General features: G+C 70.3%; 20 protein-coding genes and 1 pseudogene. 10 read left to right on the top strand and 11 right to left on the bottom strand.

What is annotated here, in order from left to right; translation table 11 throughout:
- Positions 1-36 precede the first annotated feature (36 nt).
- Positions 37-657 (top strand): TetR/AcrR family transcriptional regulator, encoded by a 621-nt coding sequence (locus tag NM1_RS12250; RefSeq protein ID WP_068018577.1) that lies wholly within the window; start codon positions 37-39, stop codon positions 655-657.
- Positions 658-661: 4 nt separating this feature from the next.
- Here the strand turns inward: NM1_RS12250 and NM1_RS12245 are convergent, their stop codons facing one another.
- On the bottom strand, positions 662-1627 hold the full coding sequence (locus NM1_RS12245; RefSeq protein ID WP_068018427.1) for a quinone oxidoreductase family protein: 966 nt from the start codon (positions 1625-1627) through the stop codon (positions 662-664).
- Positions 1628-1708: 81 nt separating this feature from the next.
- Here NM1_RS12245 and NM1_RS12240 point away from each other — a divergent pair, with 81 nt between their 5' ends.
- Positions 1709-2059 carry a hypothetical protein gene (locus NM1_RS12240; protein WP_114699582.1) on the top strand — a complete coding sequence of 117 codons (351 nt, stop codon included), beginning with the start codon at positions 1709-1711 and terminating at the stop codon, positions 2057-2059.
- Positions 2060-2071: 12 nt separating this feature from the next.
- Positions 2072-2848, top strand: a complete 777-nt coding sequence (locus NM1_RS12235) for a transporter substrate-binding domain-containing protein (protein ID WP_068018422.1) — start codon at positions 2072-2074, stop codon at positions 2846-2848.
- Between the two features lie 125 nt (positions 2849-2973).
- On the opposite strand, the gene NM1_RS12230 is transcribed toward NM1_RS12235, so the two are convergent.
- Together NM1_RS12230 and NM1_RS12225 are read right to left on the bottom strand one after the other, a co-directional pair.
- Positions 2974-3192: an FmdB family zinc ribbon protein gene (locus tag NM1_RS12230; RefSeq protein WP_068018420.1), complete on the bottom strand. Its 219-nt coding sequence runs from the start codon at positions 3190-3192 to the stop codon at positions 2974-2976.
- Between the two features lie 330 nt (positions 3193-3522).
- Positions 3523-4500 carry a COX15/CtaA family protein gene (locus NM1_RS12225; RefSeq protein WP_068018574.1) on the bottom strand — a complete coding sequence of 326 codons (978 nt, stop codon included), beginning with the start codon at positions 4498-4500 and terminating at the stop codon, positions 3523-3525.
- A gap of 96 nt (positions 4501-4596) precedes the next feature.
- Here NM1_RS12225 and mug point away from each other — a divergent pair, with 96 nt between their 5' ends.
- Complete coding sequence (gene mug, locus NM1_RS12220; protein WP_068018571.1) at positions 4597-5148, top strand: G/U mismatch-specific DNA glycosylase; 552 nt, start codon at positions 4597-4599, stop codon at positions 5146-5148.
- A gap of 94 nt (positions 5149-5242) precedes the next feature.
- Entirely contained in the window at positions 5243-6529 is a 1287-nt protein-coding gene (locus tag NM1_RS12215; protein WP_068018417.1) for an MFS transporter, read from the top strand.
- Positions 6530-6689: 160 nt separating this feature from the next.
- Here the strand turns inward: NM1_RS12215 and NM1_RS12210 are convergent, their stop codons facing one another.
- Positions 6690-7808, bottom strand: a complete 1119-nt coding sequence (locus tag NM1_RS12210; protein WP_084519479.1) for a terpene synthase family protein — start codon at positions 7806-7808, stop codon at positions 6690-6692.
- Between the two features lie 22 nt (positions 7809-7830).
- Positions 7831-8643, bottom strand: coding sequence for an SAM-dependent methyltransferase (locus tag NM1_RS12205; protein ID WP_211339393.1), 813 nt, complete (start codon positions 8641-8643; stop codon positions 7831-7833).
- Positions 8644-8903: 260 nt separating this feature from the next.
- On the opposite strand from NM1_RS12205, the gene NM1_RS12200 reads away from it, so the two are divergent.
- Both NM1_RS12200 and NM1_RS12195 read left to right on the top strand, forming a co-directional pair.
- A complete protein-coding gene (locus tag NM1_RS12200; protein WP_068018411.1) occupies positions 8904-9155 on the top strand; it encodes a hypothetical protein in 252 nt (83 codons plus the stop codon).
- A gap of 96 nt (positions 9156-9251) precedes the next feature.
- Positions 9252-9770 carry a P-loop nucleotide/nucleoside kinase family protein gene (locus tag NM1_RS12195; protein WP_068018565.1) on the top strand — a complete coding sequence of 173 codons (519 nt, stop codon included), beginning with the start codon at positions 9252-9254 and terminating at the stop codon, positions 9768-9770.
- 15 nt (positions 9771-9785) lie between these two features.
- Here the strand turns inward: NM1_RS12195 and NM1_RS12190 are convergent, their stop codons facing one another.
- Positions 9786-10628: a putative protein N(5)-glutamine methyltransferase gene (locus tag NM1_RS12190; protein WP_068018562.1), complete on the bottom strand. Its 843-nt coding sequence runs from the start codon at positions 10626-10628 to the stop codon at positions 9786-9788.
- Positions 10629-10659: 31 nt separating this feature from the next.
- Entirely contained in the window at positions 10660-11532 is an 873-nt protein-coding gene (locus NM1_RS12185) for a YdcF family protein (protein ID WP_246011297.1), read from the bottom strand.
- A gap of 210 nt (positions 11533-11742) precedes the next feature.
- Here NM1_RS12185 and NM1_RS12180 point away from each other — a divergent pair, with 210 nt between their 5' ends.
- Positions 11743-12597, top strand: a complete 855-nt coding sequence (locus tag NM1_RS12180; protein ID WP_068018405.1) for a bifunctional 5,10-methylenetetrahydrofolate dehydrogenase/5,10-methenyltetrahydrofolate cyclohydrolase — start codon at positions 11743-11745, stop codon at positions 12595-12597.
- A gap of 118 nt (positions 12598-12715) precedes the next feature.
- Here the strand turns inward: NM1_RS12180 and NM1_RS43930 are convergent.
- Positions 12716-13087, bottom strand: a pseudogene (locus tag NM1_RS43930) (L,D-transpeptidase); the annotation flags it as partial.
- A gap of 394 nt (positions 13088-13481) precedes the next feature.
- On the opposite strand from NM1_RS43930, the gene NM1_RS12170 reads away from it, so the two are divergent.
- Positions 13482-14717 carry an alpha/beta hydrolase gene (locus tag NM1_RS12170; RefSeq protein ID WP_211339394.1) on the top strand — a complete coding sequence of 412 codons (1236 nt, stop codon included), beginning with the start codon at positions 13482-13484 and terminating at the stop codon, positions 14715-14717.
- Positions 14718-14747: 30 nt separating this feature from the next.
- Here the strand turns inward: NM1_RS12170 and NM1_RS12165 are convergent, their stop codons facing one another.
- Positions 14748-15404: a cyclodeaminase/cyclohydrolase family protein gene (locus tag NM1_RS12165; RefSeq protein ID WP_068018395.1), complete on the bottom strand. Its 657-nt coding sequence runs from the start codon at positions 15402-15404 to the stop codon at positions 14748-14750.
- 254 nt (positions 15405-15658) lie between these two features.
- Here NM1_RS12165 and NM1_RS12160 point away from each other — a divergent pair, with 254 nt between their 5' ends.
- Positions 15659-16696 carry an LLM class F420-dependent oxidoreductase gene (locus NM1_RS12160; RefSeq protein ID WP_068018392.1) on the top strand — a complete coding sequence of 346 codons (1038 nt, stop codon included), beginning with the start codon at positions 15659-15661 and terminating at the stop codon, positions 16694-16696.
- A 78-nt stretch (positions 16697-16774) separates the two neighbouring features.
- On the opposite strand, the gene NM1_RS12155 is transcribed toward NM1_RS12160, so the two are convergent.
- On the bottom strand, positions 16775-17152 hold the full coding sequence (locus NM1_RS12155) for an STAS domain-containing protein (RefSeq protein WP_373864037.1): 378 nt from the start codon (positions 17150-17152) through the stop codon (positions 16775-16777).
- 190 nt (positions 17153-17342) lie between these two features.
- Entirely contained in the window at positions 17343-19673 is a 2331-nt protein-coding gene (locus NM1_RS12150; protein WP_068018389.1) for a SpoIIE family protein phosphatase, read from the bottom strand.
- Between the last annotated feature and the right edge of the window lie 14 nt (positions 19674-19687).

Here is a 19687-nt window from a genome sequence, read left to right as displayed (position 1 = left end):
TTGAGGTTGGTAGGGTCCGCCGTCAAGGAGGTGGTGATGCCCACGAGTCGCGCGGAAGCGGGTAGCCGCAAGGAGAAGGCGGCGGAGACCGAGCAGGCGCTCAAGGCCGCGGCGCGGCGGCTGTTCGCCGAGCGTGGCTATCTGAACACGAAGATCACCGATATCACCGCGGCGGCGGGCCGCGCGGCGGGCTCGTTCTACAACCACTTCGCGGGCAAGGAGGAGCTACTGCAGGCCCTTCTGGAAGACTTTGCCGCGGAAGGAGATACGGCGGCCGAGGAGCAGGCGCACAATCCGGACTTCACCGATCCGGAGGCCGTCCGCTTCCACGTGGAGCAGTATTGGACCTTCGCCCGCCGCAACTGGCCGGTGCTGCGCGCCGTGGATCAGGCCGCGCTGGTCAGCGAGGATTTCGCCGGGCTGGCGGCGCGGTTCTCGGCCGAGCAGCGCGCGGAGATCGCGGACCACCTCGACGGGTTCCTCGCGGCCGGAATGCGGCTGCCCAGCACTCCGGACGGCAGCCTGGCCATGATGTTCCTGACCCTGCACGGCCTGCTCGAGGCGGTGCAGCAGGGCACGGTCGAGCTGACCGACGAACAGGCCGTCGACGGGCTGACCCGGTTCGTCTACCGCGGCCTCACCGGGCGCGACTACTGAGTTCTCAGGGCAGCAGCACGATGGACCCGGTGGTCTGGCGGCCCTCCAGGTCCCGGTGCGCCTGCTCGGCCTCGGCGAGGGGATAGGTCGCGCCGACGCGTACCCGGAGCGTCCCCGCGGCGATGGCGTCGAAGACATCCCCTGCGCGCCACAGCAATTCGGCGCGGTCGCGGGTGTAGTGGGCGAGCATCGGGCGGGTCAGGAACAGCGAACCGCCGCGGTTGAGGCGCTGCGGGTCCACCGGCGGCACCGGCCCGCTCGCCGCCCCGAACAGCGCGAGCATGCCGCGCACGCGCAGCGAGTCGAGGCTGGCGTCGAAGGTGGCCCGGCCGACGCCGTCGTAGACCGCCGCGACGCCGACCCCGTCGGTCAGCTTCCGCACCCGCTGGGCCAGGTCGTCGCCGTAGCGGAGCACCTCGGCGGCACCGGCCTCGCGCGACAGCGCCTCCTTCTCGTCCGTCGACACGGTCGTGATCACGCGCACGCCGCGGGCCGCACCCATCTGGGTGAGCAGCAGTCCCACGCCTCCGGCGCCGGCGTGCACCAGTACCGTCTCACCCGGTTCCGGCTTGTAGATCGACTCGATCAGATAGTGCGCCGTCATGCCCTGCAGCAGCGCCGACGCCGCGACCGGCGCGTCGACACCGGCCGGAACCGGCACCGCCACCGCGGCGGGCACCAGGACCCGCTCGGCATAGCTGCCCGGCGCCGCGGCCCACGCGACCCGGTCGCCCACGGCGAATTCGGTCACGTCCGGGCCGACCGCCGCGACCACGCCGGTGCCCTCGGAGCCGGGAACATACGGCACATCCTGCGGATAGATTCCGGTCCGGATGTAGGTGTCGATGAAGTTGACGCCGATCGCCTCGGTGTCCACCAGCAACTGCCCGGGCCCGGCGTGCGGCTCCGGTAGGTCGGCCGACTGCAGGACCTCGGGTCCACCGTGCTCGGAAACCTGAATGGCGCGCATGACAACGTTCTACACCCGCCGCGATGTGAACATTCCCGCCGGGCGGTGGACCGAACCCTACTGGACGGTAAACTCATGATCATGAGCGAAACCGCCGCAGCCGCCCCGACGAAGCTGTCGCCCTCCATCATCGACTCGGCGAAGGAGTTCGTCGCCGAGCACGGCGGTTCCGCCACCGCCGTGCTGCAGCCCATCGGCCGGGCGGGCGTCCGGGTCACCCTCGTCGGCTCCGACGGCGTGCTCGGCGACCGCGTCGTCGACGATCTGGCCTCCGCGAAGGCCCTGGTGGAGACCGTGAACGGGCTGTCGGAGACCGAACACTGGGACCGCGAGCTGACCTCGATCGTCACCCCGGCCAAGGGGCACTGGGCGAAGATGGCCGGGTGGGTCGCCCACCAGACCCGCTTCCCGAAGGCGCGCAACGAGCGCTGAGCAGTAGGAAATATGCGAGTTCGACATATCGCGGCGGCGCTGGCCGCCGGTGTGATTTCTCTTGTGGCCGCGGCAGTTCCGGCGAGCGCCCAGGACCCGGCCGCCCTGCGGGTGTGCACGACCGGCGACTACCCGCCGTATTCGGTGAGCGACGGCAACGGTGGATTCCGGGGCGTCGACATCGATCTGGCGCGCGGGCTGGCCGAGGTGCTGCGCCGCCCGATCCAGTTCGTGCCGACCACCTGGGCGGGGTTGAAGACCGACTTCGGCGCCCTGAACTGTGATGTCGCCGTCGGTGGCATCTCGGATTCACCGGCGCGGCGGGCGTTTTCCGAATTCTCGATCACCTACGGCACCGACGGCAAGGCTCCGATCACCCGGACCGCCGACGCGGACAGGTACGCCACGATCGAGCAGATCAACCGGCCCGAGGTCCGGGTGATCGTCAACCGCGGCGGCACCAACGAGGAGTTCGCGCGCAAGAACTTCCCCGACGCGCAGCTCACGCTGTGGCCGGACAACGTCACGATCTTCGACGAGATCGCCGCCGGCCGCGCCGACGTGTTCGCCACCGATTCGGTGGAGGGCCGCTACCGCGTGCGCACGCATCCGGATCTGACGGTGCTGCATCCGGAGCGGCCGTTCGACTCCTTCGGCAAGGTGTTCCTGCTGCGCAAGAACGATCCGCTGCTGGCCGCCGAGGTCAACGGCTGGCTGGCCGCCCAGATGGCCACCGGCGCGGTCGACCGCCTCTTCGACGCCTGGATCGGACCGAACGCCACCGCCTGATCGTTCCCGCACCCCCCACGTGTTCCCGCACCCCCCACGTGTTCCCGCACCCCCCACGTGTTCCCGCACCCCGTACATCGCTCGTAGCGGGTGCGTGAGCATGGGCGAGGTGCGCGAAGTGCGGGTCAGGCGCAGCAGCCGCCGCCGCAGCAGCCGCCACCGGTGGCCGGGGCCGCGGAGGGCGCTGTGCCGCTGGCCGATCCGGTGAGCGAGATCGCGTTGAGCAGCTTGACGGTGTCGGCGTGCCCGCCCGGGCAGGGGGCGGGTTCGGCGGACCGGCTCATCGGGCGCACGAGTTCGAACGTCTCGGTGCATTCTCGGCAGCGGTACGCGTAGGTCGGCATGAATCGATTATCGCCGGACGCCGTGTGCGGGCAAAGTCGTGGCTGCGGCGCGGCCGGAAGACGTTATGGCACTGCCGGATCGGCGATAGACAGTGCAGGGGTGGGCGCGGCAAAACACCCGATTGCACACCTACCGCGCACCAACCCACGTCTCGCGGCCGCTCCGCAGGGATGGCGTTCTCCGGACGGCATGCGAGACAACCCCTGGCTGGACGACCACACCCGGTCGCGGCAGCCGAGTCCAGTGTGGCTGCCGGTATGCCGGTGGGGGAGAGCGGAATACGCCAACCTCGGCGCGAACGCGCCAAATTCGTCGGCGCTGTCCCGCGGTCAGGAGGAGGCGTGCGCGACGCTCGACCTGGCCGCCGCCCCGACCTGTTCGCGGCTGCGCATGGACGCCCACAGTGCGGCGGTCGCCGCGGTGCAGGCCGCGGCGCCGCCGACGTGAATCGCCACCAGTGCCGCGGGAACGTCGGTGAAGTACTGCACCACGCCGACCGTGCCCTGCGCGCACACCAGCGCGATGAGGACGACGAGCCGGATGCGGATCGCGCGGGTCATGCCGACGGCGGCCAGACCGAACGCCAGGCCGACCAGCAATGCCAGATAGGCGATCAGCATATCGGCGTGCAGGTGGACCAGCGGCACGATCTCCGCCTCGAGCCGCGTGACCTGCCGCTCGATACTCTTGTCGCCCGCGTGCGGGCCGGCGCCGGTGACGAGAGTTCCGGCAATCAGCGTGCCGGACAACGCGATTGCGCTCACGACCGTCAGCCAGCGCAGGGGCGCGGGGACCTGCGTCACCTCGACGCCGTCGTCGGGCTCGCCGATCTTGGCGAACAGCTGGACGGCCAGCCACACCATCACCATCGAGGCCAGCAGATGCACCGCCACCGTCCACCAGAGCAGGCCGGTGCGCACGGTGATGCCGCCGATGACCGCCTGCACCACGGTGCCACCGGGCATCAGCCACGCGTAGATCACCACCTCGCGCCGCCGCCGGGCGCGCAGCACGGCCAGCACGACCAGCGCCGCGCACAGTGTGACCGCGAAGGTCAGCAGGCGATTGGAGAATTCGACGACCTGATGCAGCACCGGCACCTCGGCGTGCGCCACGGGGGTGAAGCTGCCCGGGAAGCACTGCGGCCAGGTGGGGCAGCCCAGCCCGGACGCGGTGACACGAACGACCGCACCGGTGACCGAGATGCCCGCCTGCGACAGGATCACCGCCACCGCGATGATCCGCTGCACTCGCAACGAGGGCAGCGGCAGCAGATCGACCAATCGCATGAATGCGCGAGACAGCACGCACCGATGGTAGTCGACGGTCAACTACAGCCTGTAGTGGGTGCGCACTTTCGGGTGCGCGGCCGGTGGTGCCGGGAGGTCGGGCACACTGAGCGGATGCCGAAATCCGCTCGTCCCACGCCTGCCGATCTGGATGCCGCGCAGGGGAAGACGATTGCCGATGTGGTGGCGCCCGGACTGCGGGTGCTGTTCTGCGGGATCAATCCGGGGTTGTGGTCGGGGGCGACCGGGCACCATTTCGCCCGGCCGGGTAATCGTTTCTGGCCCGCGCTGTTTCGGTCCGGGTTCACTCCGCGCCTGGTGCGGCCGGACGAGCAGGACGAACTGTTGGAGTGGGGGCTGGGCATCACCAATGTCGCGGCGCGGACCACGGCCAAGGCCGACGAGCTGACGCCGGACGAACTGCGCGAGGGCGGCCGCGCGCTCGTCGAGCGGGTGGCGCGGTACCGGCCCCGGGTGCTCGCCGTGCTCGGTATCGGCGCCTACCGCACCGCCTTCGGCCGCCCCCGCGCAACCGTTGGCTCCCAGCCGGATTCACTCGGGGCGACCGCGGTGTGGGTGCTGCCCAATCCGAGCGGGCTGAACGCGCACTACACCCTGGAGGCCCTGGCCACGGAGTTCCGGACGTTGCGCGAAGCCATCGAGTGAACCGTTCCCCGGCCGCGGTGACGGGCTTCGGTGCCCGCCCGGCGAACGTGCAGGTACGACGTGAACTTGAACGGTGTTAAAGTTAGCCCCGCTCATGAACACATCGATCGCTACGCGTGCCCGCTCGGCCCACCGCATCACCGCCTCCGCGGCGGGCGCCGCCCTGGAAGCCTACGAATGGTCGCTGTACGCGCTGCTGGTGACCTATTTCGCGCCGCAGTTCTTCGGCGGTGACCTGCGGCAGTCCGTGCTGTACGGATTCGGCCTGTTCGCCGTCGGATTCCTGATCCGTCCGATCGGGGCGCTGGTACTGGGTCAGCTGGCGGACCGCCGCGGCCGCAGGCCCGCGCTGGTGCTGTCCATCGGATTGGCCGGGGTGGCGACGCTGGGCATGGCCCTGACGCCCGGCCGGGAGGCCATCGGTGCGGCGGCGCCGATCCTGCTGCTGGTGTGGCGGCTGGTGCTGGGATTCTCGTTCGGCGGGGAGCAGGCGGTCGCGCAGGCGTACATGTACGAGTCCGCGCCACCGCGGCGGCGGATGCTCGGCACCAGCGTGTACTCGATCTTCTACGGACTCGGCACGATCTCGGCCAACCTGCTCGTGGCCGGGCTGGTGACCGGCGCGGGTGCGGACGCGCTGCGCGACGGGTACTGGCGCATACCGTTCCTCGCCGCCGCCGTGCTGTCGCTGATCTTCCTGTTCGCCCGCCGCACCATTCCGGAGACACTCGACCGCGAGCAGTCGGACCGTCCGGTCCGGTGGCGCCGCGAATGGCGCGCGCTGCTCGGGCCGTCGCTGGCCGTCGCGGGGATCACGGCGGGGACGCTGTCGTCGTACTACCTGTGGGTCAGCGCGCCGACGAGTTACGCGATCACGGTCCTGAAAATGCCTGACAGCGAGGTGTTGTGGGCGGGAGTGGTGGCTCAGCTGGCCTATATGGCGGCGGCGCCGGTGTTCGGCGCCCTCGCCGACCGGGTCGGTCCGCTGCGCTGGATCGCCGGTGCGGCAATCGCTTCGGCGCTGGCGACCCTGCCCATGCAGGTGCTGCTGAATTCGGCCACGCCGGTGACGTACTGGGTGCTGATGATCGTAGGGTCGATCTGCGTGGTGACCCTGGCCGCGACCCTGCCCGGCGCCACGGCGATGGTGGCGCCCGCACGCTACCGGGTCACGGTGATGGCCGTGCCCTACACCGTCACCGCCGCGATCTTCGGCGGTACGACCCCCGCCCTGAAACAGCACTTCGCCGCGCATCCGGCGCTGTTCTCGGGCTACATCATCGTGCTGTTGCTCGTCACCGCGGCCACGGCACTGCTGTCGCGCCCGCTGCTCGACCGGGCCGCGGCGGAGGGCGAGATCGGGCATCCGGCCGGTCGATGAGGCCGGACACGATCGGACGCATCCTTCGCGACGACTGCTCCGAATACCTGGATGGTGCTCGGTGGTTGCCGTATGGCCTGCCGGGCACTGTCTCGGATACAACCGGCGCCGGTGGGCGGATGCACATGAGCCGCTCCGCCCATCGGTGCCGGCGGGGCGTTCAGAGACGGTCGAGCGAGCGGTCCCACCACCAGGCGATCGAGGGCGCGTCCGGCGGCGGTCCCGACGGTAGGCGGGGGGCGGTGTCGGTGACGGACACCCCGCAGGTCGCGGTGGGGTCGGGGTACGAATGGTGGTTTCGGGGGCTGGCGTAGCGGGGTGCGGTGTTGCCCCATTCGAGGTTCCCGCGAATGGTGTGCCCCAAGCCGGTGATGTAGCGCCGCAGCTCCGGGCCGCAGGCGTGTGATCCGCCGATCCGGTCCGACAGCCGGAGATAGTGCAGCATCAGCCCGTCGCGCAGCGCCGCGGCCGCGGCCACCGCGTCCGGCAGCGGGCAGCCGCGGTGGCGGACAAGGACATTGGCGATGTTCTGCGCCGGTGGCTCGAGGTGATCGCCCTTCGGATAGCTCATCAGATCGTTGTCGATCCGGATGATGGTCCCGGCCAACTGCGTGAGGGCCTGTGTGCCCGGCGCGTAGAACTGATGGGGCGGAACCTCGACGCCCGCCCCGATCTCCATCCAGCCGAAGAAGAACCGGAAACCACCGCTCTCCGCGCACACCGCCAGGTAATCGTCGAACGACGGCAGGACGGCGCGTTCGGTGGTCGCCGCCTCCAGGGTCGCGGCCAGCATCCAGTCCCGCACGGCGCGGGTGATCCGATGCCAGTGCGCCGCACTCAGTGCCGCGCGGGTGGTGGGCACCAGGTCGTCCCCGGCGCCGTCGAGCCGAGAGCCGGGGTGCTCGAGGCCGCGGATCATCCGCCACGCGAATTCGATGGTGTCCGTTGCCGATACGACTGCGCCGGCGTCGTCCGCCGAGTCCTCGTCGATCAGGTCGTCTATGGCGAACGTCCAGTAGTTCCACTCGGCGAACAGGACCGCCATATCCTCGCCTGCCGGATCCGGGATCAACCGGCATGCCCATTCCCCGCTGTGAGTGGCCCGGCCCCACGCCCGATCGGATTCGTCCCGGTACAGGCCGACCCGCTCGGTCCACCGCAACGCGCGATCTTGCACGCGCGCCATGTGCGGGTTCAAGACCGGGGGGAGCGGGCAGTAGAACGGCGGCAGGGCGTACCGCTGCCCGGCATTCGGGTGCACGGCCGGGTGGGTGGTCATCGCGCCCTCCTCGTCGTGGGTCTCAGCGGCTCAGGCGGAACAGCAATTGCCGCGTCTGCACCGCGTGGTCACGCCAGAGCCGGAACAGCCTGCCGTGGAATACGCAGGACTGCATCAGCCGCTCTCGCCGGATCGGGGACGCCTGGCCGTCGTCGATGGCCGCGAGTTCCGCGGTCGTCCAGGCCGCGGACTGCATCCAGAATTCGGTGACCCGTTCGGTGACGTCCTCGTCGGTCTCGAGGACGAAACCCGTTGCCGCCGCCGCGGACAGGTATTCCTCCAGAACGCCGAGCCGCGTTTTGTAGTAGTCGTCCAGTAATGCCGTGACCGCGCAATCCGAGCGGAACGGGAAATGCTCCTGGATCCCGAACCATCCGCCCGGTCGCAACGCGGTGGCGACGACCTCGAACAGACGGGTCCGATTCATATATCCGGAACTTTCGAAGGCCACGGCGGCATCGAAGGCATTGCGGTCGGTGAGCGAATGAACATCCTGTGCCCGCACCGACACCCGGCCCTGCGCACCGGCGTGCCGCACCAGTTCCCGCATCACCCCGACATGGTCGGCGGCGACCGTCAAACCGGTGACGGCGGCATCGTGCTCCTGCGCCCAGAACAGGGACCCGCCGCCCACGCCGCACCCGATGTCCAGGAGCTCCGCGGGCCGGTGACCAGCGACGTCCCATGCGGCGGCCGCGTGGGTCAGCGCCTCCTCCTGCGAGTCGTGCAGCCGCCGCTGGAGGACATACCCGGGGACGTCGGAGGTCGGCTCGGCCCCGCCGGGGAATAGGCCGACGTGAAAGTGAATGCGCGGCCCGGGACCATATTTGTGCATGATCTCGGCCGTTTTGCGCACATAATATCGCGACACGTCGTCATCGGCCGTCTGACGCTCATACCCTGTCTGCATACATGCTATCCCGATGTCTGCTAAAGGCTTTCGCGATATTGCGACTATACCGCACGGGTCACCGGGATCCGATGTGGTATTTCTACCGAGCGGTTCGAATTCGGAATTCCGCCCGAGGCAGGACGGGGTCCGTTAAAATACGCGCTGCCGTTGCGACATCGGCTGGCGCGCGCCATGATCCGGGCATGGACGATGCGCAACGGCAGGTGTGGGAGATTCGACTGGGCGTGTACGCGACGGAGGAGCAGGCCCGTCACGTCGTGGACCAGGTGACGGCGCTGCTGTGCCCGGATCCGGATCACCGCCCGCCGTGCCCGATCCCCTGGTCTGTTGCCCTGCTCGGAGATCCCGAGTTGGAGGAGGGGGAACTCTACGCCGACCTGATCGAGCAGTACCGGATCGAGCAGTACCGGATCGAGCACGACCGCGAGGAGTGAGGGCGTTCGAGGGATTCGGCGAATTCGATCGGGAGACAATTGCTTCCGGGCACCGGGGAGGCGGGCGGGGTCCGGCGAATCGGTAACGTGCGTGTGATGGCGCATGCTCCTGAGACGACCCTGATCGTGTTCGCGGGCCTACCGGGCTCGGGCAAGTCCCGCCTGTCTCGCGGCGTCGCGGACACCCTCGGCGCGACGTACCTGCGCATCGACAGCATCGAATCGGCCATCGTCTCCAGCGGCTTCCCCTTCGAGGGAAACCCGGTGGGCTACATCGTCGCCGAGCGAATAGCCGCCGACCAACTCGTCGCCGGCCGCACCGTGGTCGCCGACGCGGTGAACGGCGTCGCCGCCGCCCGTGAGATCTGGGCGGGCTTGGCGGAGCGCACCGGTGCGGCGCTGCACTTCATCGAGGTGACCTGCAGCGATCCGGTCGAACACCGGCGGCGCGTCGAGGGTCGCGTGGCCGAGATGCCGGGCCAGGGGATCCCGACGTGGCAGCAGGTCCAGGAACGCGAGTACGAGCCGTGGGCGCACGACAGGCTCACCGTGGACAATATCGGCGATCCGGGGGTCCATATCGCGCTGATAGCCGACCACGTTGCCGGTGGCTGATCGTCGGCTGCATTGCTACCGGGGGAGATTGCCGGACTGTCGAGCACATCGGTCCGGTACCGGCCGGGTGCCGATGACCACGGTGGCGTCGAGTTCCTCGGCGTGGGCGACCGTGGGTGTGAGGCCTTGCCGGGCAAAGATTTCCGCGGCGACGGGCGCCTGCGTCCCGCTCGCCTCCACCAGGACGTGGCCGCCGGGCGCGAGCCAGGACGGGGCCGCGGCCGCGACTCGGCGCGCGATGTCGAGACCGTCGGAGCCGCCGTCCAGGGCCGAGCGGGGTTCGTGATCGCGTGCCTCCGGCGGCATCCGGGGAATCATCGCGGTGGGGACGTAGGGGGTGTTGGCGAGCAGGATGTCGATGCGGCCGGTCAGGTCCCCGGGCAGCGGCGTGAACAGGTCGCCCCGATAGACCCGGGCGCCGAGCGGTTCGAGGTTGCGCCGGGCGCACGCCACCGCCGCGGGCTCGATATCGCTCGCGGCCAGCTCGACGGCGATCCCGTACGCGGCCAACTCGGTGGCGACCGCGAGGCCGAGCGCACCGCAGCCGCAGCACATATCGACCACGACCCGGCCGCTCCCGGTGCCGATGCGACCGCGCTCGACCGCCTGCTCCACGAGGAACCCGGTGCGCTGCCGGGGTACGAAAACGCCGGGCGCCACCGCCACCCGCAGGCCGCGAAAGTCGGTCCAGCCCAGCAGATGTTCCAGCGGTATGCCGGAAATCCGCTGCGCCACCAGGGCATTCAGATCGTCGGGGGACGAGGCCGCGGCGGTGAGCAGGGCGGCCTCGTCCTCGGCGAATACGCAGCCGGCGGCGCGGAGCTCGGCGACGACGGATTCCTGATGGGGTGCGGTCACCGGATCATTGTCCACCGGCCGACAAGCGGTTTTACCGTGCGGACGGCAGCAGGAACGTGCGGGTGGCGTCCAGGTAGATGCCGCGCTGGGCGGCCTTGTTCGGCGGCGGCAGCTGCGACACCAGCTGATCGGTCGAGGTCATCGCGCCCACCACCGGGATTCCGGCGACGATGAAATCCGCGACCGCGCGGCGGATGTGGTTCGGCGACGTCACCACCACCGCACTCGTCAGGCCGTTGTCCCGCAGCATCCGGGTGCTGAACAGCGCATTCTGCACCGTCGACCCGGCGCGGTCCTCGACCAGCACCCGGTCGGCCGGAATGCCGTGTCCGATCAGCCATCCCGCCATCGCGACCGACTCCGGGACGCCGTTCTGCGGGTTGCCGCCGGTGACCACGATGCGGGAACCCGGTGCGGCGATGGCCTGCAACCACGCCGCCTGCAGCCGGTTCACCAGTTCGGGGCGCAGCGAGCCGTCGGGCAGCAGGCCGTAGCCGAGCACCACGATGCCGGTCTGCGGGCCGATCAGCGCCGGGAGCGGATTGGGCAGGGTGCCGACGGCGGCGCCGATGGCGCCCAGCAGATTCCGCGTCCCGTTGGCCATGTTGCCGTCGATGCCGCCGAGGCGGTTCAGCGCGGCCTCGCGGCCCAGCAGGTCACCGACGTAGTCCGACCAGACGGCCTGCAGCGCGAGCGCCTGCGCGTCGTCGGGGGCTTCGTCGAGCAGCTGCCGCAGATCGGCCAGCCCGGCGGGATCGTTGCCGTTGAGGAAGTTGGATTGGGCGGAGTTGTACAGGGGGGCCGGGCCTTCGGCGGCGGTGGCCGTGGTGGCGGCGGGCCCGGCGAGCATGAGGGCCACCGCCGAGGATGCGGCGAGATATCGGAAACGCCTTGCTATTTTCACTGCAGTCGACACCTTTCCGAGCGAACGGGGTCATGCGCGTGTTGCTGGCAATTGGCTCGAGAACAATCGAGCCAACGATACGGCGGACCGGCGTGCCCGGCGAGGATTTGAGGGTGTGACATTTCCAGATGTAACGCGGTAGCGGGTCGGTAGCGATAGAGGCCACGCCAGCCGTCGTGACCTGCGCGGCGCCCGATAGGGTGGGTGCCCGTGGACACGACTTCGCTGACCGGCAAGGAACTTGCCGCCGCACTCAGGGCCGATACCGAGCAGCGCGCCGCCGCGCTCACCGCGCAGGGGACCGCGCCGCGGCTCGTCCTGGTGGTAGCCAACGACGATCCGGCCAGCGGCTGGTATGTGAAGTCGCTGCAGCGCGCCGCCGCGAAGCTCGGGATCACCTGCGACACGACCGATCTCGGTGCGGACTCCACCGCGGATGCGATCCGCGCGGAGCTGGAGAAGCTGAGCTCGGACCCGGCCGTGGACGCGGTCATGCTGCAGACCCCGCTGCCGCCGGGGGTGGGGCTCAACGATGTCAGCTCCGCCATCGCGGCGGGCAAGGATGTCGACGGCGTGAGCCCGCTGTCGCTGGGCCTGCTCGCCAGCGGGCTGCCCAGCTTCCCGCCCGCCACGGCCGAGGCGGTCGTCGAGCTGGCGAAGCACCACGGTATTCCGCTCGCCGGACGGCACGTAGCGGTCGTGGGCCGGTCGAACGTGGTCGGTAAGCCGCTGGCCCAGCTGTTGCTGGCGGAGAACGCGACGGTCACCGTATGCCACTCGCGCACTACGGATCTGCCCGCGGTCACCTCGGCCGCCGACATCGTGGTCGCCGCCGTCGGGCGCGCGGGCCTGATCTCCGGCGAGCATGTCCGTGAGGGCGCGGTGGTCATCGACGTCGGCACCAACGAGGGACCCGACGGCGGCATCGTCGGCGACGTGGACGCGGCCTCGGTGGCCGGCAAGGCCGGTGCCCTGAGCCCGGTCCCCGGCGGCGTAGGCCCCGTGACCACGGCCCTGCTGATGCGGCACGTGGTGCAGGCGGCGGAGACAGCCCGGACCGCCTAGTCACCCCGTCGTCTACGTCGCCGTCCTGCAGGGCAGGACGTGGCCGGGATGGCCCGGGCCGCGGAGGCCCTCGCGGCGAAGGCGTGGCCGCGGATGCCCTGACCCGCGGCCACGGAATTCACCAGTGGATGGTCACCGGATCGCCGACATTGACGTTGGCGAAGTACCACGCGGCATCGTCGGGAGAGAGATTGATGCAGCCGTGGCTGACATTGGCGTAGCCCTGCGAATCCACCGACCACGGCGCCGAGTGGACGAAGACGCCGCCCCACGTCAGGCGCACCGCGTACTCGCCGGTGAGCAGGTAGCCCTCCGGGCTGCTGAGCGGTATCCCGATGGTGCGCGAGTCGAAGGTGGTGCTCCGGGCCTTCTCGATCACCGTGAAGGTGCCGGTCGGCGTCTCGTAGCCGGACTTGCCCATCGAGGCGGGCATGGTCCGCGACTCACCGCTGGGCAGGGTCACGGTGAACGAGAAATTGGACATATCCGCGTCCGCGGTAGTGCCGCCGACGGCGGTGCGGAATTCGGAGCGGGCATCACCGGCGGGGATCGCCGCCGCCGTGCCGGAGGTGACCGCGGCGAGCGTCGCGATCACGATAGCCAGGAACAGATGTCGAATCACGTTCCACATGGCTCCACCCCCTCAGGTGGTGTGGTTTCGAGATGTTCATTTTAGTACTTCATGATCATGTAGCGCCCCGGAACGTGTCCGGTTCGTGATCAAAACGCGGCCTGTCGCAACATCTCTCGCGGCGTGCCGTCTGTTAACGGCGTACCCGTTGTATTGCGCCGTAACCGGACATACCGGACCGTCGGTGCGCGCGCCGCGGGCCACCTCCGTAGCATCGGTGATCGTGTTGCCGGGCCAGCAGGAGACGAATGCCGTGACCGAGCGTGCCGAGCCCGAGCCGCGGCCGAGGCGGCGGCGGTGGTGGTCGCCGATCCGAATGCTGCTGCTGACGGTGGCGGCGCCGCTGGGCCTGTACACGGTCCTGGCCCAGGTGCTCGCCCTGGTGCCGGTCTCGTGGACGGGGCCGCTGCTGCAGGTGCGGCCGCTGCAGGCCGCCGTGCTCTCGATCGGCTGGTTCCGCGACTCCTTCGGTTCCTGGAACATCGTGGTGGCGGTGGTCGCCGTCCTCGCGGCGCTGTCGGCGATCCGCCTGCGGCGCACATGGCCGTCCGGATCGGTGGCCGCGGCGACGGCGGTGGGGCTGGTGCTGTGCCTGGTGACCAGCGTCGGGCTGGCGCTGTCGGCGCACGCGGCCACCGGCAAGTGGACGCTGTTCGCGCCGCTGCCGCTGGTGTCCGCCGGGAAGGTGCCGAACGAGACCGTCACCTACGCGACCCTCGACGGCGAGCGCATGCAGGCCGATCTGTACCTGCCCCCGCCGAGTGCCGCGCCGATCCCGCTGGTGGTGAACATCCACGGCGGCGGGTTCATCGCGGGCAGCAAGGGACCCTCCCCGTACAACCACTGGCTGGCAGGCCGCGGCTATGCCGTGCTCGACGTCGACTTCCGGCTGTCCGAGTCCGGTAACCTGCGCTGGAACACCGAGGACGCGGACGTCGGCTGCGCGATGACCTGGGCCGCGGCCAACGCGGGTCGGTACGGGTGGGATATGAACCGCGTGGCCACCTTCGGCGGGTCGGCAGGGGGCAACCTCGCGATCAACGTGGCGTACAAGGCGAATGCGGGCCGCCTGCAGCCCAGCTGCGGCAGCGCGGCGGAGATCCCGAAGGTCCGCGCGGTCGTGGCCGTGTACCCCGCGGTGGATCTGGCGGCGTCGGAACGCGACAGTGCGGAAGGCGAGCACGTCGCCCGCGAATACATCGGCGGCCCCGTCTCGGAGTATCCGGACCGCTACGCCGCGACCGACTCCGCGCCCCAGATCACCCCGGCGGCCCCGCCGACGCTGCTGTTCCAGGGGCGCGGGGATCACCTCGTGTTCGCCTCGCACACAGCGGAATTCGCGGACCGTCTGACCGCCGCCGGTATCCGGAACCGCTACGTCGAACTGCCCTATCTGGACCACGGATTCGACGCCGAGGTCCTCAACACGGGTGCCGAGGTGGGCCGGGAGGTCACCCTCGATTGGCTCGAGCGCTACGACAAGCCCTGAGCGCGGCGACCGCGATCCCGCAGCTGGGGCTCAGCCGGTGATGGCGGCCACCACGTCGGTGTGCAGGGCGTCGGCGCGGGCGACGATCTCATCGATCGTGCGCAGCACCGGGGCGAACTCCGCGCCGTGGCCCTCGCTCAGCGAGGCCACGTTGATGGCGATGTTGAGCTGGGAACTGGTCGCGGCGGCGCGGGCGGCATCGGCCGCGGCGCCGATATCGGTCACCACGTTCGGGTTGCCGATCGGGAGCAGATCGGTTGCCAGGGAGAGGATCTCGTCGGCCTCGGCCACGACGGCGGCCGGGACGCGGGCGGCCTGCAGCAGGGCGGCGGTGACGGCGTCGGCGCGGGCGGCGGTCTCGGCGTCGGTCGACTTGGGCAGCTTGTAGGCGGCGCCGACGGCGGTGAAGGCGGCGGCGTCCGCGTCGGCCAGCGCCAGCGCGCGCTCGCGGGCGGCGTCGGCGGCCGCGATGATGCGGTCGACCACCGGCCGGTTGTCGGCATCCTTGGCCCGTGTGGTGTAGCGGGCGACCATGGCCACCAGCGCGGCCCCCTGCGCGGCGTGCAGCGCGGCCACCGCACCGCCGCCGGGCGCCGGGATCTTGGCCGCCAGATCGTCCAGGTACCGCCCGATCGTCGACTCCCCGAAGGTGGTGGTGTCCTGTGACGGCGCGGTGTCCTGAGACATGCTGCGGGGCCTCCCGTTTGGATGCTGGGCGTACGGTTCGCCGACAACCGTACCGGCCGCTGCCGCGCGGTCGTCGACAGGTACGGCCGGATCGCGTGCCGATCGTGCTCGCGCGGCGCGAAGCCGGACCGAACAGGACCGGTTCGCGGGCGGGATGCCATGCTTCGGGTCGAGGCAGTGCCGGAACCGTTGCGGTGACAGACCGGCTCGAGGTAGTACTAAACGAGTTGCATATGAAAGGAGTTGCATATCTGATGCGTATCGGACTGGGCATCAACTATGCGGGCGGGTTCAAAGAGGTGGCGGCGGAGGTCGCCGATCTGGAACGGGCGGGCCTGGACATCGCCTTCGTGCCCGAGGCGTACTCCTACGACGCGGTGAGCGGGCTGGGCTACCTGGCCGCCAAGACCGATCGTGTGCAGCTGGCCTCGGGCATCCTGCAGCTCTACACCCGCACCCCCACGCTGACCGCCATGACCGCCGCGGGCCTGGACTACGTCTCCGACGGCCGCTACATCCTGGGCCTGGGCGCCTCGGGCCCGCAGGTGATCGAGGGCTTCCACGGCGTGCCCTACGACGCCCCGATCGGACGCACCCGCGAGGTGATCGAGATCTGCCGCAAGGTGTGGCGGCGCGAACGCCTGCAGTACGACGGCAAGTACTACACCATCCCGCTCCCGGCCGAGCGCGGCACCGGGCTGGGTAAACCGCTCAAGCTGATCAACCACCCTGTCCGCGAACGCATTCCGGTGCTGCTGGCCGCCCTCGGCCCCAAGAACGTCGAACTGGCCGCGGAGATCGCCGAGGGCTGGCAGCCGATCTTCTTCCTGCCGGAGAAGGCCGAGGACATCTGGGGCGACGCGCTGGCGGCCGGAAAGGCCAAACGCGATGCGGCACTGGGTGATCTGGAGGTCTACGCCGGTCCGGCGCTGGCCATCGGCGATAACGTGGACGGGCTGCGCGAGTTCGTCAAGCCGCATCTGGCGCTCTACATCGGCGGAATGGGCGCCAAGGGCAAGAACTTCTACCACACGCTGGCCACCAAGTACGGCTACGGCGCCGAGGCCGACCGGATCCAGGAGCTGTATCTGGCCGGTGAGAAGGAGGCGGCCACCAAGGTCGTGCCCGACGACCTCGTTCGTGACATTTCGCTGATCGGTTCCGCGGGCTTCGTGAAGGAGCGGATCGCGGCGTTCCGCGAGGCCGGGGTCACCGTGCTGAACGTGGTGCCGCTGGCGGGCACGCCCGGCGAGCGGGTGAAGCTGATCGAGCAACTGCGCGAGCTGGTCTGAGCCGCGGCCGAAAGCGCGCCGGGAACAAGGGGTGCCGGGCGCGCCTCTCCATTATCTCCGGCGCGCTTTCGGCCGGAATCACTCGCGCAGGTCCGCCAGTGCTTGATCCAGGCTGGAGTGCAGGGTGAAGACCTGGTCCAGGTTGGTCATCCTGAGCTGGCGGCTGGTGGCCGGACCGTCGGCGACCACCGCTATGCGGGTGGACTGCCCGGCCCGCTGGTGCGCGCCGACGAGAGCGGCCATCCCGGCGGAGGCGAGGAAGGTCACCTGCGCCAGATCGATGATCAAGGCCGCGGGCTTGCCGCCCAGTGTCGCCTCGATCGCGTTCTCCAGCGCGGGGGCGGTCGCCAGGTCGACCTCACCGGCCACCGTCAGGACGGTCGCTTCGTCGTGCACCGAGACCGAGGTGGTCATCGCGTCGGCGAGGGGATTCGCGTCTCCGGAAGTGTTGGTCACATCAAGACAATCTGCCATGAACCCGCCGTCCGCGCTGCATCGTCGGCCGATTGGTTGGCGTTTCGTAGCTTTCCTCGCGGCGAAAACCCCAGGTATTCCGGGTGTTCCGCGGATTGTGGCCGAATCGCTGGCGGGAATGCGCCGGAGTGTCTCGTCTGTGACCGACCGGCGGGCCGCCGGGTGTGTGTCGTCACACCCGGGCGGCCGCGGAGAACGCGACCGCGGGCAGCGTCACGATCATCTGCACCCGCGTCCCCACGCCCTGATGATCGATGATCAGTTCGTCGGTGAGCGCGCGCATCATGGCGATGCCGCGGCCGCGCGGGCCGGGATCCTCGGGCAGCGGCCGCCACACGCCGGTGTCGGCGACCTCGATCGTGACCCGGTCCACCGAACAATCGGCGGTGAGCACCATATGACCCGGGGGAGTGTCCAGATAGGCGTGCTCGATGCTGTTGCTGCACGCCTCGTTGGCGGCGGCGACCAGATCGGCCGACAGTTCGGCCGGGACCGCGGCCGCGGCCAGCCAGGCGGAGAGCTCGCGCCGCACCGCCGCCAGGCGGCCCGGCTCGGCGGGCACGTCCACGTGCAGCGGGAGCGGCGGCTGCCGGTAGACCACCATGGCCACGTCGTCGTCGTACCCGGCCGCCGGGCGCAGCCGTGACAGCACCGCGTCGGCCACCTCGCGCGGCTGATGTGCTGCGGCGCCGGACAATTCGTCGGCGAGGTCGTCGAAGCGCATATCGATATCGATGCCGCGCTGCTCCACGAGTCCGTCGGTGAACAGCACCAGCGTCGACCCCGGCGCGAGGGCGGTGGTCGCCTCCGGGCGCTGCGGCGGGTCGAAGGTGGCCAGGGGTACCGCGCGGCCGCCCTCGAGCAGCCGTCCCTTCTCGTCGGGATCGGCGAGAACGGGGGGCATGTGTCCGGCGCTGGAGTAGCGGATCAGGCCGCGCACGGGATCGAGGATCGCCGCGCATACGGTGGTGCACATGGCTCCGGGGATGCGGGCGGCGACCGTGTCGAGCTCGGCGAGCAGCTGTGCGGGGCCCGCACCGCGCAGCAGCAGAGCCCTTGCCGCCGAACGCAATTGGCCCATCACCACCGCCGCCGAGAGACCTCGCCCGACGCAGTCGCCGACCACGACGCCGATGGTGCCGTCGCGCAGCTGCACCACGTCGTACCAGTCGCCGCCGATCTCGAGCGGCGGCAGCGCGGGTTCGTAGTGCACCGAGAACCGCGGCGGCAGTTCGATCGGGCCGAGCATGGCCCGCTGCAGCGTGAGCGAGGTGGAGCGGGCCTGGTCGAAGTTGCGGGCCCGCTGCACGGCCAGGCTGAGATGCCCGACGAGCAGCGAGAACAACGCCCAGTCCCCGGGGCTGATGGCGCGCGGCGCGGCGAAGCGCAGCCACAGCGCGGCATCGCCGGTCTCGCCCAGCGGCGCCACGATGCCCTCCGAGGTCGAGGCGCCCTCCGGGATCGCGAACATGGTCCGGCCGGGTCGCGTGCGGGCGCGATCGAGCAGCGCGCGGGCGCGGGCGTCGAGCACCTGACGGGAGACCGCGGCGGCGACCTCCTCCGGGTCGGTGGACGACTCGGAGGCGTGGATGCGTTCGCCGGGCTCCGACGCCGCCGTGGCGGTGCCCGAAACCGGCCCGGACACATAGAGTTCCGGCCCCGTCTGGCGATTCGGCCATACCGACACCACGGCCGTCTCGGCGCCGATCGCGCGGCGCAGCTCCTCGAGCCCGACCGCCAGCACCTCGACCACGCTGGTGGCCGCGGCGACCGCGGTCGCCAGCCGTGACACCGCCTGATCCCGTGCCTGCGCGTCGTGCTCGGCGGTGACGTCGCGAATCGTGCCGACGAAGATCCGCTCGTCGTCTTCGGGTTTCACCAGCGACGACGTGCTCACCGCCAGCCACAGCCGCCGTCCGTCGCGGTGACGCACCGGCATTACGAAGCGCGCGGCCTCGGTGCCGAGGTCCGGGTATTTCGCGCCGTCGTCCGACACCCACGGATGCGGCAGCGCGTAGGGCGCCCCGTCGGGTCCGTAGCCGGTCAGGGCGCCGAAGGCGGAGTTGACCTCGGTCAGCGTGCCGTGCGCGTCCGCGATGAAGAAGCCGTCCTGCAGCGATTCGACCAGCGCGGTGCGGAAGGCGTCGCGGCCCTCCAGGTCCTCCGCGCGCAGCCGCTGGATCTCGTAGCTGCGGGTGCTGTCGAGAAAGCCGCGGGTCGCCACGTCCAGCGCGGCGAGGGTCTGCAGCAGGAACTCCAGCGCGGCCTCGGACCGGGTGCTGCCGTCGGCCGCTCCGCCCCGGGCGCCGCCCTTCGCCAGCAGGCCCTCGCGGCCGAGTAGCCGGAAGTGGTGCTCGGTGAGATCGAGGATGCTCACGCCCTCCACGAGCGCGCGGCGGCCGAGCTCGTATCCCTCGGCGAGGGTGTTCTGCGTCGGCGAATCCAGGTGCAGCCGTAGCGCATTGGAGTAGGCATCCCGGAACGCCGCCAACACGGCGCTCATGGAGGGGACCTGCG

The sequence above is a fragment of the Nocardia mexicana NBRC 108244 genome (assembly GCF_001613165.1).
Classification (GTDB): Bacteria; Actinomycetota; Actinomycetes; order Mycobacteriales; family Mycobacteriaceae; genus Nocardia; species Nocardia mexicana.
The sequence above is the reverse complement of the archived record's forward strand: the minus strand, read 5'-3'. Positions and strand labels throughout refer to the sequence as shown.